Origin of the sequence: Deinococcus carri (assembly GCF_039545055.1) — a bacterium.
GTDB lineage: Bacteria > Deinococcota > Deinococci > Deinococcales > Deinococcaceae > Deinococcus > Deinococcus carri.
The window spans coordinates 23,037-37,296 of the sequence record NZ_BAABRP010000019.1; the positions used below are offsets into that span (position 1 = coordinate 23,037).

Genomic DNA, 14,260 nt, shown 5'->3' on the forward strand with positions numbered 1-14,260 from the left:
GACGGTCAGACGGTTAGACCTTCAGACCCCGCCGCCAGGCACGCCGCCCTACCGATGCCGCGCCACGTCCTGCAGGTGCGCCGCGTAGTCGTGGTTCACGTAAATCTTGCCGTCGAGGCCGTGCAGGAAGTACAGGGCGTCGCGGCCGTCGGCCATCTGGCGCTTGGCGTTCACGACGCTCAGGAGGGCGGCCTGGCCGGGGTTGTTGATGGGACCGGCGGGGAGGCCCATGCGGGTGTAGGTGCTGTAGGGCGTGTCCTTCGTAAAGTCCCCGGCGCTGCGGTCGAGGTCCGGCAGATCCTTGCCCAGGCCGTAGGCGACGGTGGGGTCGCTGCCCAGCGCGATGCCGTCGCGCAGGCGGTTGAGGAACACCCCGGCAATCACCGGCATCTCCCCGTCGTTGGCGGCCTCCGCCTGCACCATGCTGGCGAGCGTCACCCAGTCGCGCACGCCCAGGCCCAGCGCCTTGGCCTTCGCCACGTTCTCCGGGGTGAACTCCTGGCCCATGCGGTCCACCATCTCCTTCACCGCGTCGCGGGGCGTCTCGCCCACCCGGAACTCGTAGGTCGCGGGAAAGACGAAGCCTTCGAGGTTCTTCTGCTTGCCCGCCGCGTAGGGGCTGAGGCTGGCGTCGTTGAGGGCGGCCCGCACCGCCGCCGCGTCGAACCCGGCCTTCCCGAACACGGGCGGCATGTCCTTGATGCGCCAGCCCTCGGGGATGGTCACGCTCACAGTGGGAATGCGGGCGGGACCGGCCAGCTTGTCGGCCACCTGGTAGACGTTCATCTGTCCGGTCAGGTCGTACAGCCCTTCCTTGAGGCTGCCCGCCGTGCCGTTGCGGCGCATCACGAAGCGCAGGGCGTCGGCATTCTTCACGATGCGGTGTTCTTCGAGGGTGCGGGCCACGCGCGGCAGGGTGTCGCCCGGCTTGACCTCCAGCGTGTAGGCGCTGCCCCCGGCGGGCTGCGTGAGGCCGCGCAGGTACAGGAAGGCGGCCAGCGCAGCGAGCAGCAACACCACCACCAGCGCCAGCAGCAGCCACACCCACAGGGGTGTCCGGCGGCCTTCCAGGCGGGTCATGCGCTCACCTCGCCCACCTGAAACGGCGCGAGCCGCGCGTGCAGGTCGGCGTCGGCGGGCGGCCTGGCCCCGAAGCGCGACACGACCCAGCCGCCCACCTGCACCGCCAGGCGGCCCGCGTGCGCGGCGTCCCCATGCTCCAGCCAGCCCGCCAGAAAGGCCCCGCCGAATGCGTCCCCGGCCCCGGTCGCGTCGATCAGCGGGTCACGGGTGGCGGGGATGTGGGTGCGGGGCTGCGTGGGGCCTTCGAGCAGCGCGCCGTGTTCGTCGAGCTTCAGCACGACCAGCGCGTGCGGGTAGCGGTCGCGCAGCCAGTCCAGCGCCCGGCCCGGCTCGGCCTCGCCGCTCATGGCGCGGGCCTCGTCGTCGTTGGGAAAGATCACGTCGAAGGGCACGTCGTCCACAATGCCCAGAAAGGTCTCGCGGCCCATCTGCTGAATCATCTGAAAGCTCCCGGGATCGAGGCTGAGGGTGGCCCCGGCCGCCTTGGCGAGGCGCGCGGCCTCCAGCGCGGCGGCGCGGGGTGGGTCGCGGAAGAGGCTCCAGGCCGTGAGGTGCAGGTGCCGTGCCCCCCGCAGCACCTCCTGGGGCAGTTCCTGGGGCAGCAGCTCCCAGTCGGCCCCCTGGCCGGTCAGCATGGCGCGCTGGCCCCGGCGGTCAATCAGCGCCAGAATCACGCCGGTCGGGTGCGCGTCACTGAGGATCAGGGCGGTGCCCACGTCCTCGCCGTGCAGGCCCAGGGTCGCCAGTTCCCCGAAGCGGTCGCGGCCAATCTTGCCGACAAAGGTCGCGCGGCAGCCTGCCCGGCGTGCCCACACGGCCACGTTCGCCGCCGACCCACCCCCGGAGAGTTCCAGCCGCCCGGTGGTGTCCCCGCCCGGCAACAGCATGGTGTCAGGTTTGGCCAGCACGTCCCAGGCCAGGTCGCCCAGCGACACGAGAGGTTTATGTTCCGTCATGCGTGAGGCACAGCATAAGGCAGATGGCGCAGGGCTGAAGGCAGATGGCCGGGTCGGATGCCTTCAGCCCTCAGCCTTCTGCGCGCATGGCGCTTCTCACCGCGCCCAGCGCCAGCAGCGTCGCCAGAATGTCCAGCCCGCCGCCGATGCCGTACACCAGCCGGTCGGTCAGCGTGGGCGAGGAACTGAACCCGGCGATAGGCACCAGGTTGAAGACGGTCATCGCCAGGCTGAGGGCGGCGGAGAGGTTCAGCCACTCGGTCAGCCTGCCGCGGCCCACCTGATCGGCGGGGTTGGGCGCGAGGCGGGCCAGGGTGCCGTAGACGGCGTTGCTCGCCACAATCGCGGCCAGCCAGACCGTGAACAGCGCCGTGAGGGCCACCGTGTTCGCCTCCGGGGCCATCCCGCTCAGCACGCCCAGCAGCGTCAGGAGCCACAGCGTGCCCCGCAGCGACGTGAGCCACGGAAAGACCAGCCGCAGCGCCCGCAGCGTGCCGTCCGTCAGCGGGACCGCCTCCCCCAGCGTGAAGCGTCCCAGCAGCACGGTCCACCATGCCAGCACCAGGCCGGTCAGAAACGCCTCCAGCCCCGTGAACCACGCATCCACCGAGGGGTTTCCCCGCCACAGCGCGTAGGCCGCCACCCCGAACGAGGCCGCGACCTGCACCGACAGGGCGACGAGGGCGGCGGAACGCCAGCGGGCAGGAGTCACGTGGGGCCTCCAGCAACCGGCAGCCAGCCGCCAGCAGGAGAGGGCCAAAGCTGGGGGCTGGCCGCTGGAAGCTGGCCGCCTCCCCTCACAGCCCCAGCTTCGCCTGAAGCCGCTCGCGCACGACTTCCGGCCTGGCCTTGCCCCCGGTGGCCTTCATCACCGGGCCGAAGAGGGCGTTCATCGCCTTGGCGTTTCCGGCGCGGACCTTTTCCACCGTGGCGGGGTCGGCCTGCATCGCAACGTCGATGGCGGCGTCGATGGCGGCGGTATCCGTCACGACGCTCAAGCCACGCTCGCGCACCAGGGCCTCGGGGTCCTGCCCGTCCATCACATCGGGGAGGAGGTCTTTCGCAATCTTGCCGCTGATGGTCCCCGCGTCAATCAGCCGGACCAGGGCGGCGAGGTGCCCCGGCTTCAACTCCGCCTGTGCGATGCCGATTTCACGGGCGGCCAGCAACCCGGTCACGTCGGTCAGCAGCCAGTTGGCGAGCTTCTGTGCATCCACTTTCGGGGCGTCGGGGGCGGGCTGCGAGGACAGCGCCTCATCGTAGAAGCGGCCCAGGGGCACGTTCAGGCTCAGCGTCTCGGCGTCGCTCTCGCGCACGCCCGCCGCCACGTAGCGCGCCCGCTTCTGCGCGGGCAGTTCGGGCATCCGCGCCCGCACGCGCTCGATCCACTCGGGGGTGATGTTCAGGGGCGGCAGGTCCGGTTCGGGGAAGTAACGGTAGTCGGCCTCGCCCTCCTTCGTCCGCATCACGAAGGTCTTCTGGCCGCCCTCGTCCCAGCCCAGCGTGTCCTGGGTAATCACGCCGCCCGCGTCCAGCACCCGCGTCTGCCGCGCCGTCTCGTACTCGATGGCGCGGGCCACCGAGCGGAAGGAGTTGAGGTTCTTCACCTCGACCTTGGTGCCCCACGGCTCGCCGGGTTTGTGAAGGCTGAGGTTCACGTCGCAGCGCATCTTGCCTTCCTCGGGTGTGGCGTCCGACACGCCCAGCGACTGCGCGATGGCCTGCACCGCTTCCAGAAACGCGCGGGCCTGCTCCGCCCCGGTGATGTCGGCCTCCGTCACCATCTCGATCAGCGGCGACCCGGCGCGGTTGAGGTCCAGCAGGCTGTAGGGGGCATAGGCGGGGTGAATCAGCTTGCCCGCGTCGTCCTCCAGATGGGCGCGCTTGATGCGCACGCGCTCGCCGCCGATTTCCAGAAAGCCGTCCCGCGCGACCGGGCGGTCGTACTGCGAGAGCTGAAAGTTCTTGGGCGCGTCGGGGTAGAAGTAGTTCTTGCGGTGAAACTGGGTAAAGCCTGCCACGTCGCAGTTCAGCGCCAGGCCAAACATCAGCGCGAGGTCCACCGCCTCGCGGTTGAGGGTGGGCAGGGTGCCGGGCAGCCCCAGGGTGAGGGGGTCGGTGTAGGTGTTCGGCTCCGCGCCGTGGTAGTCGGCGGGGCAGGCGCTGAAGAGCTTGGAGCGCGTCCGCAGTTGCAGGTGGACTTCCAGCCCGATGACGGCACGGTACATGCGGGGGAGTCTAGAGCAGATGGCCGGGAGGCAGAAGGCAGATGGCTGGGGGAGCACCCGCTTCTGCTCAAGCCTTCCCCAACCCTCCTTTCCAGAGCTTTACACGTCTGCCCCTACAACGCCCGGCACTGCCCTTCCCGGTTCCCTGTCACGCGGTTCTGGCTTCCGGTGGGCGCGGCGCGGTTGTCCTCGCACTCCAGGTCGCCGTTGACACTGACGCGGGTCACGCGCAGGGTGCCGGAGTTGCGCTTGAGTTCCAGGTCGCCGTTCACGCGGACGTTCTCGATGTGGGCGCTGCCGCCCTCCTTGAGTTCGATGTCACCGTTGACCACACTGCCCGTCACGGTGACGGCCCGGAAGCCGTCGTCCCCCTCGATGTCACCGTCGATATTGCTGTTGCGGATGACGATCTGCCCGCCGCGCTCGACCTTCACGTCGCCGTTCACGCGGCTGTTCACCAGTGTGCAGGTGGCCCCGTTCCGCACCTTCACGTCGCTGTTGAGGGTGCGGCCATTCAGGGTGCCCGTGCAGGACACGTCGGCAGCCTGGGCGGGGGGCGTCAGCGTCAGCAGGGGGGCCAGAAGCAGGGCGGACAGCAGAACAGATTTCATGGCGGGACCTCCTTTCTCCCGAGCGTAAAGACTGCCCCGGCCCCGCACCCGCAAGAAAGATGCAGGAACCTTTACCTGGCCCGCCACAGCACCTCCAGTTCGGTCACACTGGCGCGCCTTCACGAAGGAGAGAGATACTCCGGGGAAGGCCCGATTCCTGCGTAAAGTGGAGCATGTTGACGCCACGTCATGCGCTGGCTCTGGGCAGTCTGCTGCTTCCGGCGGCTCAGGGGCAGGCGAGCCAGGAACAGACCGGACAGCAACAGGCGCTGGCCCTCGCCTCGGCCTATGCCGTCTACTTCACGGCCCAGACGTACCGTGATTACTGCATTCAGAAAGACCCGGCCAGCGCGGGGCGCAGCCGACAGGCGTTCACGACTTGGACGCAGCGGCAGGGCCTGACGCAGTTCGAACCCCAGCTCAGTCGCCTGCTGGGGGCAGACGTCCTAGCGCAGTTCAAGGCGCAGGTCCGGGACAGCCAGGGCGACCTGATGGCCGCGCTGCAAAAGCTGGGGCCAGCCTCCCAGGTCTGCGGGGTGTACGCGGAGCAACTGGGCACCTCCGCCTTTGACATCAAGGCCAGGGTGCCGAACCTGGGCGCGCTGCTGGTGGGGCAGGCCACGACGAGTACCGGAACAGCCACGGGGAAGACGTCCGGTCAGACGCAGGCCGCCGCTGGGGTCACTACGGTCTACAGCGTGGCGCAACTCTCGACCCTGGCCGGACAGACGCTGGCGGCGCTGCCCAAAGGCACCTCCGGCAGCGCCGCCGAGGAAGCCGTCCTGAAAAAACTGCGTTCGCTGGGCGCGCAGGTGGCCGTGACTGGAACGGTCGCCCCCAGGTTCAACGCGCTGGACCAGGAAGACGACCGCCGCACCGCGCGCTGGGGCATCTACTGCTACGAACTCACCGAGGATGACGCGCTGGACCCGCTGCGGGGCAAGGCGGCGACCGTGGTGGGCAGCGTGAGCGAGTTCGACCGCGACACCGGCTTCACCCTGCGGAACTGCCGCGTGCTGAGCGCTCCGGCCGCCGCCGGGCTGAAAAAGTCGTCCCTGCCTGTGGCCGACGTCGGCTGGCGCTTCAAGAACCAGCCCGCCGAGAAGTTCCTGGTCGCCGCCGGAAAGGGCCTGCAAGACAGCCAGATTCTGGGGGTCTACCTCTACCCGTCCACGATGGTGGGCGTGGGGGGCATGGCCTATCCCACCTATCCTCCCCTGCTGTTCCTGAAAGACGGCACGGTCTACGACGACCCCTACTGGGCACCCGACAGCTTCAACGTCGTTCTCTCGCGCCAGCTTGAGCCGCAGAAGTGGGGCAAATGGACGCGGCAGGGCCAGAACTTCGTGGTCAAGTGGGGCGACGGCGAGACCCAGACCGTCAAGGTCACCCGCGACCTGACCATGCCGCCCGCCCCGGCGGGCACGAAGCTGAGCGGCAACTTCAGGACCATCGGGGGCGGCGGTAACTCGGCGCTCGGCGGGGACGTGACGGTCGCCGTCAGCAGCGATTACACCTTCACGCCCCAGGGCACCTTCAAGGGGGGCCGTTCGGCGGGGGCCACGACTTCCAACGTGACCGCCGCCAGCCAGAGCAGCACCTCGGGCAAGTACAGTGTCAGCCGCTACGGCATCACGCTGAACTACGCCGACGGGGGGCAAAAGCGGCTGTTCTTCTACCGGATGTCCAATGATGTCCTGCACATCGGCGACTCGGACTACGTGCAGTAGCCCCAAACTCTACTTCAGGACCAACTCCATCTCCGTCCCCCGTGCCCGGAAGCCCAGCCCCTCGTACAGCCCCCGCCCCATCTCGCTGGTGCCCAAGCTGACGCGGGTGATGCCTCGCTCGCGGGCGGCTTGCAGGCAGCGCATGACCAGTTCGCGGGCGAGGCCCTGACGCCGCCAGCCGGGGTGCGTCCAGACGTTCACCACCCGCGCCCGGTACGGCTGCGGGTCGCCGCGCGAAGGTCCCCATTCCAGCAGGGTCAGGCCCGCACCGGCCACCACCTCTCCCCCGTCCGGGGCGGCCAGAAATCCGACGTACCGACCGCGTTCCAGCGCGTCCGCGACCCAGGCGGCGTAGACGGGCCGCTCGGGGGCATCGGTTTCGGCGGGGTAACGGTGCCGGGCGAGGGTCAGGGCGTCAGCGGGGAGGGCGGGGCGAATCACGCCGGGCATTGTGGCAACTTCCGTCCGCCAGACCACGTACCGGAACACATGAGCAAGCTGAATGGACGCATCGGTGGAGTAACCCAGGGCTACGACCTGCACGCCGAGTGGGACGGCGAGGGGCTGCGTGGGCGCATCGGTGGCCGCTTCCAGGGCAAGGACCTGGACCTCACGCTGAGGGCGGGGGACGTGGACGGCCGCGTCGGGGGAACCTTCGCCGGGTTCGACGTGGACGGGGACGTGACGCCGCGCGGCGTGGACGTGCGCCTGGGCGGGCGGGTGGACGGGGACGACGTTCACCTGAACCTCGGCGGAGGGCGGGTCACCGGGCGGTTCTCCGGACGGCTCAGCGGCAAGGACGTGGACCTGCATGTGAACGGCAAGTGGCTGGAAGGCCGGATTGGCGGCGTGGTCGAGGGCAAGGACGTTCACCTGGACTTCGGGGACATGCCGCCCGAACTCGCCGCGCTGGCCGCCGTCTGCGCCTACAAGGTGCTGGAAGACGACCAAGCGGCGACAGCGAGCAGCTCCGCAGCGTCCTCCTGAGGCATTCGGGTCTGCTGGTCAGAGCACGCGGCAGGCCGACTCGGGCAAAAGGCCAGCCAGAGGCCTCCCCCGGCCAGGGGCGAAATCCGGCAGGTGGCGGTGAATCGCCGCGCCGCCTGGAGGCCGCAAAGAGCCGGAAGGGCGTCCCTCCGCGCCTTACCACCGCTGCCATCGGCACATTCCCGCGCTGGTGCGCGTGCTAGCTTCCGCGCATCATGACAGCCGCATTGGGACAGGTGAAGGCCAGGACGCTGGGAGAACTGCTTCAGACGCCGGAGTACGCGGGCCGCACGCCCTTCGACGGCCAGGTGCGGACCGTGCAGGACGAGGTGCGGGACAACCTGACGCGCAAGCTGCGGAGCGGCGAGGACCTGTTCCCCGGTGTGGTCGGCTACGACGAGACCGTAATTCCGCAGCTCACGAACGCGCTGCTGGCCCGCCAGAACTTCATCCTGCTGGGCCTGCGCGGCCAGGCCAAGAGCCGCATCCTGCGCGCGATTACCGGTCTGCTCGATGAGGTCGTGCCCGTGATCGACGGCGTGGACATGCCCGACGACCCCCTCAACCCCATCGGGTCGGAGGGCCGTCACCTGCTGGAGGCGCACGGTCTGGACCTCCCGATCCGCTGGCTGCCGCGCGACGACCGCTACGTGGAAAAGCTCGCCACCCCCGACGTGACGGTGGCCGACCTGATCGGGGACGTGGACCCCATCAAGGCCGCCCGCCTGGGCACCAGCTTGGGCGACACCCGCTCGATGCACTTCGGGCTGCTGCCGCGTGCCAACCGGGGCATCTTCGCGGTGAACGAGCTGGCCGACCTCGCGCCCAAGGTGCAGGTGGCCCTCTTCAACATCCTTCAGGAGGGGGACGTGCAGATCAAGGGCTACCCCATCCGGCTGGAGCTGGACGTGATGCTGGTCTTCTCGGCCAACCCCGAGGACTACACCGCGCGCGGCAAGATCGTCACGCCGCTCAAGGACCGCATCGGCAGTGAAATTCGCACCCACTACCCCAGCGACGTGCGGCTGGGCATGGACATCACCGCGCAGGAGGCCGTGAGGGCCGAGGGCGTCGTGGTGCCTGACTTTATCGCGGAGCTGATCGAGGAGATCGCCTTCCAGGCCCGCGAGGACGGGCGGGTGGACAAGCTCAGCGGCGTGTCGCAGCGCCTCCCCATCAGCCTGATGGAACTCGCCTCCGCCAATGCCGAGCGCCGCGCGCTGGTGTCGGGCGACCTGCCGGTGGTGCGCGTCAGCGACGTGTACGCGGGCCTGCCCGCCATCACCGGCAAGCTGGAACTCGAGTACGAGGGCGAACTCAAGGGCGCGGACGTGGTGGCCCGCGACGTGATCCGCAAGGCCGCCGGGGCCGTGTACGCCCGCCGCTATGCCTCCGCCGACACCCGCGACCTGGAAAAGTGGTTCGAGGACGGCAACGTCTTCCGTTTCCCGCAGGCCGGGGACGCCGGGGCCGCGATGAAGGCGACGCGCACCGTGCCGGGCCTGACCGACCTGGCCGCACAGGTGGCGAACAGCGGCGAGGACGCCGTGCGGGCCAGCGCCGCCGAGTTCATCCTGGAGGGCCTCTACGGGCGCAAGAAGCTCAGCCGGGCCGAGGAAACCTACGCCGCCCCCGAGCCGGAAGTGCGCCAGCAGCGCGGGGGCCGCTGGAACTGAGGACAGGCGTCCGGTTGTAGGAATGCAGAAAAGAGCGTTCGCCTGGGCCAGGGCGAACGCTCTTGGTCTTGGGTGGGCCACCCCAACCGCCTGCCCCACACCACCTGCTTTACACCGCCGCCACCACGATGCGGTCGCGCCCCGTGGCCTTGGCACTCCGCAGGGCCGCGTCGGCCAGGGTAAAGGCGCGGCGCAGGGGCAGGCCGGGGCCATAGGCGCTGAGGCCGATGCTGAGGGTGACATGCTGACCGCCGATGAAGGACCGCCGGGCCACCTCGTGGCGGACCTGTTCCAGCAGGTCATGGGCACTCGCGGCACAGGCGTCGGGCAGGCAGACCGCGAACTCCTCCCCTCCCCAGCGGTAGACCCGGCCACACCCGCCCACGGTGTCGAGCAGCACGTCGGCCACCGAGCGCAGCACCCGGTCCCCGGCCTCGTGCCCGTGCCGGTCGTTCACCTGCTTGAAGTGGTCGATGTCGAGCACGGCCAGGACCCCGGGCGGCGCGGCCCCCTCGCACGCCTCCTCAAAGGCGCGGCGGTTGAGCAGCCCGGTCAGGGCATCCAGGCGGGCGTGCCTCTCTCCCAGCGTCAGCCGCCGTTGCAGCCCCGTGACCGCCCAGCCGAACACGTGGGTCACCAGGCAGATGATCAGGAGGAGAACGCTGGTCGCGGAACTGGCCTCCGGCAACTCTGCATTCCAGCGTACGGTGAGCAGCGTGGCCAGCAGCGCCAGACTGAAACTCAGCAGCCGCCCGATGCGGGGCCGATCAAAAAACAGCATGCTCCAGGCCAGCACCGTGACCGGCGTGAGCAGCAGCACGATGCTGCGCGCAGTCAGGAGGGCCGCATGCGGAATGCCGAGCTGGTCACTGAACAGCGCCAGGGCCAGGAGGAACAGCAGATGCCCCAGCGCAAAGCTCAGCCGCAGCCCCCATTCCCAGCGCGGCGGCAGGCAGGAATAGACGGCGGCGGCGAGCAGCAGCAGGCCCGTGAACACCAGAACCGGCACATTCAGGCTGGGCGTGGGCACCAGCATGGTCCAGAGAATAGCCATAGCCACCACAGGCACCAGCACCCTGAAATACAGCCGGGTGATGCGCACAGGCAGATCCTGGGGATGAAGGGAGCCGGACGTCATCTCCAGACAGTCATAGCATCACATCAAACGATTTGCGCAGGCACCTGGCGGGGCGCGGCGGGGGTGAGTGGGGGTCACCCTTCCCCCCCGTCAGATCCGGCCGGGCAGATTCCGGCCGTTGTGGAAAAGCACCGTCTCTTCTGTCCGCTTCTGTCAGGCCGCTTGAAAGGTCAGGGCCGTTTGCGGTCCAGCCCGGCCTCTCAGTACAGCTTGCCCAGCACGTCGTCCTTCATCACGAAGCTCTGATCCTTGGTCGGGAACTCGCGGGCGCGGACCTCGCGGGCATAGGCGGCGATGGCCTCGCGCGCCTCGCGGCCCAGTTCGGCGTAGCGCTTGGCGAGCTTCTTCTCCTCGCCCTCGTAGAGGCCCAGCAGGTCGTGGTACACCAGCACCTGGCCCCGGCAATGCACCCCCGCCCCGATGCCGATGGTGGGCACGTGCAGCCGCTCGGTAATCAGCCTCGCCAGCCGGGCCGGAATCGCCTCCAGCACCACGCTGAAGGCTCCCGCCGCCTCCAGCGCCAGCGCGCCTTCCAGGGTGCGGCGGGCGCTCTCCTCGTCCTTGCCCTGCACCTTCAGGCCACCCTGGGCGGTGGCAGTCTGCGGCATCAGCCCCACGTGGCCCATCACCGGAATGCCGTTGCGGGCCAGCACCCGCACGACCTCCAGCACCTCGGGCGTGGCCCCTTCCAGCTTCACGGCGTCCGCGCCCGTCTGCTGAATCACGCGCACGGCGTGGCGCATCGCGTCCGTGACCCCGGTGTGGTAGGTGCCGAAGGGCAGGTCCACGACCAGGAAGGTGTCCGGCGCGCCCCGGCGCACGGCCCGCGCGTGGTGAATCATGTCGTCCAGCGTGACGGGCGCGGTCGAGTCGTAGCCCAGCACCACGTTCCCCAGGCTGTCCCCGACCAGAATCAGGTCCACACCCGCCGCCTCGGCGTGCCGCGCGCCGGGGTAGTCGTAGGCCGTGACCATCACCAGCGGTTCCTGCGCGGTCATGAGGTCGGGGACACTGCGTTTCATGGGGGGAAGGTATCAGCTTTGAGCCGTCAGCAATCAGCCGTCAGTGGCTCTGGCTGCAAGCTGAGGGCTGATCGCTACCCCTGCATCACCTCGCCCCAGCGCCCCAGCACGAGGTAGATGATCCAGCCCGTCACGGCCACGTACAGCCACACCGGCACCGTCCAGCGTACCCAGGCGCGGTGGCGGCCAAACCAGGGGCGGGCGGCGGGAGCGTCGATATTTTGCAGGTTGCCCGCGGCCCGCAGCCCCTTCCCGGCATTCCAGAGGGCCAGGAGAGCCAGCGGAAGGTTCGCCGCCGCCAGAATGATGTGGCTGATCAGGAGAAAGTAGTACGCGCCGCGCCACTCGGCGGGTCCGGCGTACTTCTTCTCGTAGCCCAGGCCCAGGCGGGTGAGGTACAGCACCAGAAAAATGGTCGCCAGGGCGCTGGCCAGCAGCATGGCCCGCATGTGCGCCTCGCGGTTGCCGCGCCGGATGAAAAACACGCCGACCACGAGCGTGATGCCGCTCAGGACGATGGTGATAACTGCCCACTGGTTGATGATCGACGCCACCCGCGCAGTCTAGGGGGCCGGCAGGGGGCAGGTGTCCGGGGCGAGTCGCGGCCACGTAACCAGGCGGATGAGGAAAGGCAGGGGACAATCTTCAGCCTCCCGACCTGCCTAGAATGCGGGGATGAACCGGACCCACCCAGGTGGGCGGTCGGAAGGAAGGTGAAGTGAAGTGAGCAGCGCATTGACGGTGCCCCGGTCACGGGCGGGGGCGTGGCTTCCCCGACTGGCCTGGGCGGCACTGGTCTACAACGTGCTGGTGATCCTGTGGGGTGCGGTCGTGCGCCTCACCGGGGCGGGGGCAGGCTGCGGCGACCACTGGCCGCTGTGTAACGGCGTGGTGGTGCCGCAGAGTCCTCAGCTCCACACGGTCATCGAGTTCAGCCACCGCCTGACCAGCGGCGCGAGCGGCCTGCTGGCGCTGGGCCTGATCGCGCTGGCCTTTCGCACCGCGCCGCGGGGCCACCCCGCGCGGCTGGGCGCGGTCCTCACCTTCGTGCTGATCCTGGCCGAGGGGCTGGTGGGCGGCGCACAGGTGCTGCTGGGCCTGACCGCCGACTCGACCGACCCCGCGCGCGGCTTTGTGCAGGGCGTGCATCTGGCGAACACCTTCCTGCTGCTGGGGGCGCTGCTGCTCACGGCGCTGTGGGCCTCGGGCCGCCCGGTGCTGCGGCTGCGCGGGCAAGGGCGCACGCTGGGCCTGCTCGCGCTGGGCCTGGGGCTGACGCTGCTGCTGGGCATGGCGGGCGCGGTGACGGCGCTGGGCGACCTGCTGTTCGCCCCGGCCCCCGGCACGCCCCTCGACACGGTGTGGCGCGACTACGGGAGCACGGCGACCCTGATCGAGAACCTGCGCGTGATTCACCCCATGCTCGCCATCCTGACCAGCGTGTATCTGGTCTGGCTGGTGGGGGCGCTACGCCGCCTGCGGCCCTCGCCGGGCGTGACCCGCTGGGGCGGAGTGCTGCTGGGCCTGATCGGCGCGCAGGTGCTGGCGGGCTTCGTGAACGTGGCGCTGCACGCACCGGCCTGGATGCAGCTCACGCACCTGCTGCTGGCGTGCCTGATGTGGCTGGGCATGGTGCTGCTGGGCTATGAGGCCCTGACGGCCCTGCGCCGGGTCCACCCTGCGGCGCGGAAGTCGGTGGCGGCATGACCACCGACCACGTGACGCCCGCTTCCGGTGTGGGCAGCCCGCCCCGGCCGGTCCGCGCGACCTGGCGTGACTACCTGGCGCTGACCAAGCCCAAGGTGATCAGCCTGCTGCTGTGGACCACCCTCACGGCGATGTTCATGGCGGCGCGCGGCTGGCCGGGGCTGTGGCTCCTCGTCGTGGTGAGCCTCGCCGGATACATGTCGGCGGGGTCGGCGGGCGTGTTCAACATGATCATCGACCGCGACATCGACCTCAAGATGAAGCGCACCGCGACCCGGCCCACCACCAGCGGCCTGATCTCCACCCGCGACGCGGCGATCTTCGGCAGCGCCCTGCAAGTCCTGTCCTTCGTGATGCTGTGGGTCTGGGCCACGCCGCTGGCCGCCTGGATGAGTCTGGCGGGGTTCCTCACCTATGTGGTCGTGTATACGCTGTGGCTTAAGCGCAACACCTGGCACAACATCGTGCTGGGCGGGGCCGCCGGGTGCTTCCCGCCGCTGGTGGGCTGGGCCGCCGTGACGGGCGACCTCAACCTCTTCGCGTGGTTCCTCTTCGCCATCATCTTTTTCTGGACGCCGGTGCACTTCTGGGCACTGGCCCTGATGATCAAGGAGGAATACCGCGAGGTCGGCATCCCCATGCTGCCGGTGGTCCACGGCGATCGGCTGACGGTCGCACAGATCGGCCTGTACGCCATCTACACGGTCGTGCTGTCGGTAATGCCGGTGTTTTTCCAGGAGGTCGGCTGGATCTACTTCCTGTCGGCGCTGGCCCTGGGCGCGCTGCTGCTGCGCGATTCCTGGCGGCTTTACCGGCACGTGATGGCCGGCAACGCGGTCGAGCGCAAGGTCGCGGTGCCCCTTTACCTGTACTCGATGCTCTACCTCGCGCTGCTGTTCCTGATGGGCGCGGTGGACCGGGTGCTGCTGGGCTAAGGCGGACTCCGATGGAATCGTTGACGCAGTGATTCAATCCGAGCAGAGCGAGTGGGAGAAAAACGGGTTCCGGGCGTGGAGTTTACAAATCGGAAGAGAGCCGATTTGTAAACGGAACAGACGGAATCCGTATAAGGCGGCGCATGGAACATGGAAGCAGGCGGTCCAAACGGGCTGCCTTTCTTCT

The 14,260-nt window shown here is 69.2% G+C and carries 14 protein-coding genes; 5 read left to right on the top strand and 9 right to left on the bottom strand.

Going from position 1 to position 14,260, the window contains the following annotated elements:
• Positions 1-48 precede the first annotated feature (48 nt).
• From mltG to ABEA67_RS16545, 5 genes are all read right to left on the bottom strand, one after another.
• Positions 49-1,080 (bottom strand): endolytic transglycosylase MltG, encoded by a 1,032-nt coding sequence (gene mltG / locus ABEA67_RS16525; RefSeq protein WP_345467332.1) that lies wholly within the window; start codon positions 1,078-1,080, stop codon positions 49-51.
• The gene (locus ABEA67_RS16530; protein WP_345467335.1) at positions 1,077-2,039 is read right to left on the bottom strand and encodes a carbohydrate kinase family protein; all 963 of its coding nucleotides are present in this window, start codon (positions 2,037-2,039) and stop codon (positions 1,077-1,079) included. The genes mltG and ABEA67_RS16530 overlap by 4 nt, the downstream gene beginning before the upstream one ends.
• 70 nt (positions 2,040-2,109) lie before the next feature.
• Positions 2,110-2,751 carry a hypothetical protein gene (locus tag ABEA67_RS16535; RefSeq protein WP_345467338.1) on the bottom strand — a complete coding sequence of 214 codons (642 nt, stop codon included), beginning with the start codon at positions 2,749-2,751 and terminating at the stop codon, positions 2,110-2,112.
• 85 nt (positions 2,752-2,836) lie between these two features.
• Complete coding sequence (gatB, locus tag ABEA67_RS16540; RefSeq protein ID WP_345467341.1) at positions 2,837-4,267, bottom strand: Asp-tRNA(Asn)/Glu-tRNA(Gln) amidotransferase subunit GatB; 1,431 nt, start codon at positions 4,265-4,267, stop codon at positions 2,837-2,839.
• A gap of 113 nt (positions 4,268-4,380) precedes the next feature.
• Positions 4,381-4,878, bottom strand: a complete 498-nt coding sequence (locus tag ABEA67_RS16545; RefSeq protein WP_345467344.1) for a hypothetical protein — start codon at positions 4,876-4,878, stop codon at positions 4,381-4,383.
• 173 nt (positions 4,879-5,051) lie between these two features.
• Here ABEA67_RS16545 and ABEA67_RS16550 point away from each other — a divergent pair, with 173 nt between their 5' ends.
• Positions 5,052-6,608, top strand: a complete 1,557-nt coding sequence (locus ABEA67_RS16550) for a hypothetical protein (RefSeq protein WP_345467347.1) — start codon at positions 5,052-5,054, stop codon at positions 6,606-6,608.
• A 9-nt stretch (positions 6,609-6,617) separates the two neighbouring features.
• Here ABEA67_RS16550 and ABEA67_RS16555 read toward each other — a convergent pair whose 3' ends face one another.
• Complete coding sequence (locus ABEA67_RS16555; protein ID WP_345467426.1) at positions 6,618-7,058, bottom strand: GNAT family N-acetyltransferase; 441 nt, start codon at positions 7,056-7,058, stop codon at positions 6,618-6,620.
• 39 nt (positions 7,059-7,097) lie between these two features.
• Here ABEA67_RS16555 and ABEA67_RS16560 point away from each other — a divergent pair, with 39 nt between their 5' ends.
• Both ABEA67_RS16560 and ABEA67_RS16565 read left to right on the top strand, forming a co-directional pair.
• Entirely contained in the window at positions 7,098-7,595 is a 498-nt protein-coding gene (locus tag ABEA67_RS16560) for a hypothetical protein (RefSeq protein ID WP_345467350.1), read from the top strand.
• Between the two features lie 215 nt (positions 7,596-7,810).
• The gene (locus ABEA67_RS16565; RefSeq protein WP_345467352.1) at positions 7,811-9,271 is read left to right on the top strand and encodes a sigma 54-interacting transcriptional regulator; all 1,461 of its coding nucleotides are present in this window, start codon (positions 7,811-7,813) and stop codon (positions 9,269-9,271) included.
• A gap of 109 nt (positions 9,272-9,380) precedes the next feature.
• On the opposite strand, the gene ABEA67_RS16570 is transcribed toward ABEA67_RS16565, so the two are convergent.
• The 3 genes from ABEA67_RS16570 to ABEA67_RS16580 all read right to left on the bottom strand — a co-directional run bounded on the left by ABEA67_RS16570 (position 9,381) and on the right by ABEA67_RS16580 (position 11,985).
• A complete protein-coding gene (locus ABEA67_RS16570) occupies positions 9,381-10,307 on the bottom strand; it encodes a GGDEF domain-containing protein (protein WP_345467354.1) in 927 nt (308 codons plus the stop codon).
• A 302-nt stretch (positions 10,308-10,609) separates the two neighbouring features.
• The gene (gene panB, locus ABEA67_RS16575; RefSeq protein WP_345467357.1) at positions 10,610-11,431 is read right to left on the bottom strand and encodes a 3-methyl-2-oxobutanoate hydroxymethyltransferase; all 822 of its coding nucleotides are present in this window, start codon (positions 11,429-11,431) and stop codon (positions 10,610-10,612) included.
• A 74-nt stretch (positions 11,432-11,505) separates the two neighbouring features.
• Positions 11,506-11,985, bottom strand: a complete 480-nt coding sequence (locus ABEA67_RS16580) for a DUF420 domain-containing protein (RefSeq protein WP_345467360.1) — start codon at positions 11,983-11,985, stop codon at positions 11,506-11,508.
• Positions 11,986-12,154: 169 nt separating this feature from the next.
• On the opposite strand from ABEA67_RS16580, the gene ABEA67_RS16585 reads away from it, so the two are divergent.
• A complete protein-coding gene (locus ABEA67_RS16585; protein ID WP_345467363.1) occupies positions 12,155-13,138 on the top strand; it encodes a COX15/CtaA family protein in 984 nt (327 codons plus the stop codon).
• Positions 13,135-14,073: a heme o synthase gene (locus tag ABEA67_RS16590; RefSeq protein ID WP_345467366.1), complete on the top strand. Its 939-nt coding sequence runs from the start codon at positions 13,135-13,137 to the stop codon at positions 14,071-14,073. The genes ABEA67_RS16585 and ABEA67_RS16590 overlap by 4 nt, the downstream gene beginning before the upstream one ends.
• The last annotated feature ends 187 nt before the right edge of the window (positions 14,074-14,260 follow it).

Coding starts and splice junctions, on each gene's coding strand:
- mltG (WP_345467332.1), bottom strand. CDS start 1,080: ATGACCCGCCTGGAAGGCCGCCGGACACCCCTGTGGGTGTGGCTGCTG.
- ABEA67_RS16590 (WP_345467366.1), top strand. CDS start 13,135: ATGACCACCGACCACGTGACGCCCGCTTCCGGTGTGGGCAGCCCGCCC.
- ABEA67_RS16570 (WP_345467354.1), bottom strand. CDS start 10,307: ATGCTGGTGCCCACGCCCAGCCTGAATGTGCCGGTTCTGGTGTTCACG.
- ABEA67_RS16545 (WP_345467344.1), bottom strand. CDS start 4,878: ATGAAATCTGTTCTGCTGTCCGCCCTGCTTCTGGCCCCCCTGCTGACG.
- ABEA67_RS16555 (WP_345467426.1), bottom strand. CDS start 7,058: ATGCCCGGCGTGATTCGCCCCGCCCTCCCCGCTGACGCCCTGACCCTC.
- ABEA67_RS16565 (WP_345467352.1), top strand. CDS start 7,811: ATGACAGCCGCATTGGGACAGGTGAAGGCCAGGACGCTGGGAGAACTG.
- ABEA67_RS16550 (WP_345467347.1), top strand. CDS start 5,052: ATGTTGACGCCACGTCATGCGCTGGCTCTGGGCAGTCTGCTGCTTCCG.
- ABEA67_RS16560 (WP_345467350.1), top strand. CDS start 7,098: ATGAGCAAGCTGAATGGACGCATCGGTGGAGTAACCCAGGGCTACGAC.
- ABEA67_RS16530 (WP_345467335.1), bottom strand. CDS start 2,039: ATGACGGAACATAAACCTCTCGTGTCGCTGGGCGACCTGGCCTGGGAC.
- gatB (WP_345467341.1), bottom strand. CDS start 4,267: ATGTACCGTGCCGTCATCGGGCTGGAAGTCCACCTGCAACTGCGGACG.
- panB (WP_345467357.1), bottom strand. CDS start 11,431: ATGAAACGCAGTGTCCCCGACCTCATGACCGCGCAGGAACCGCTGGTG.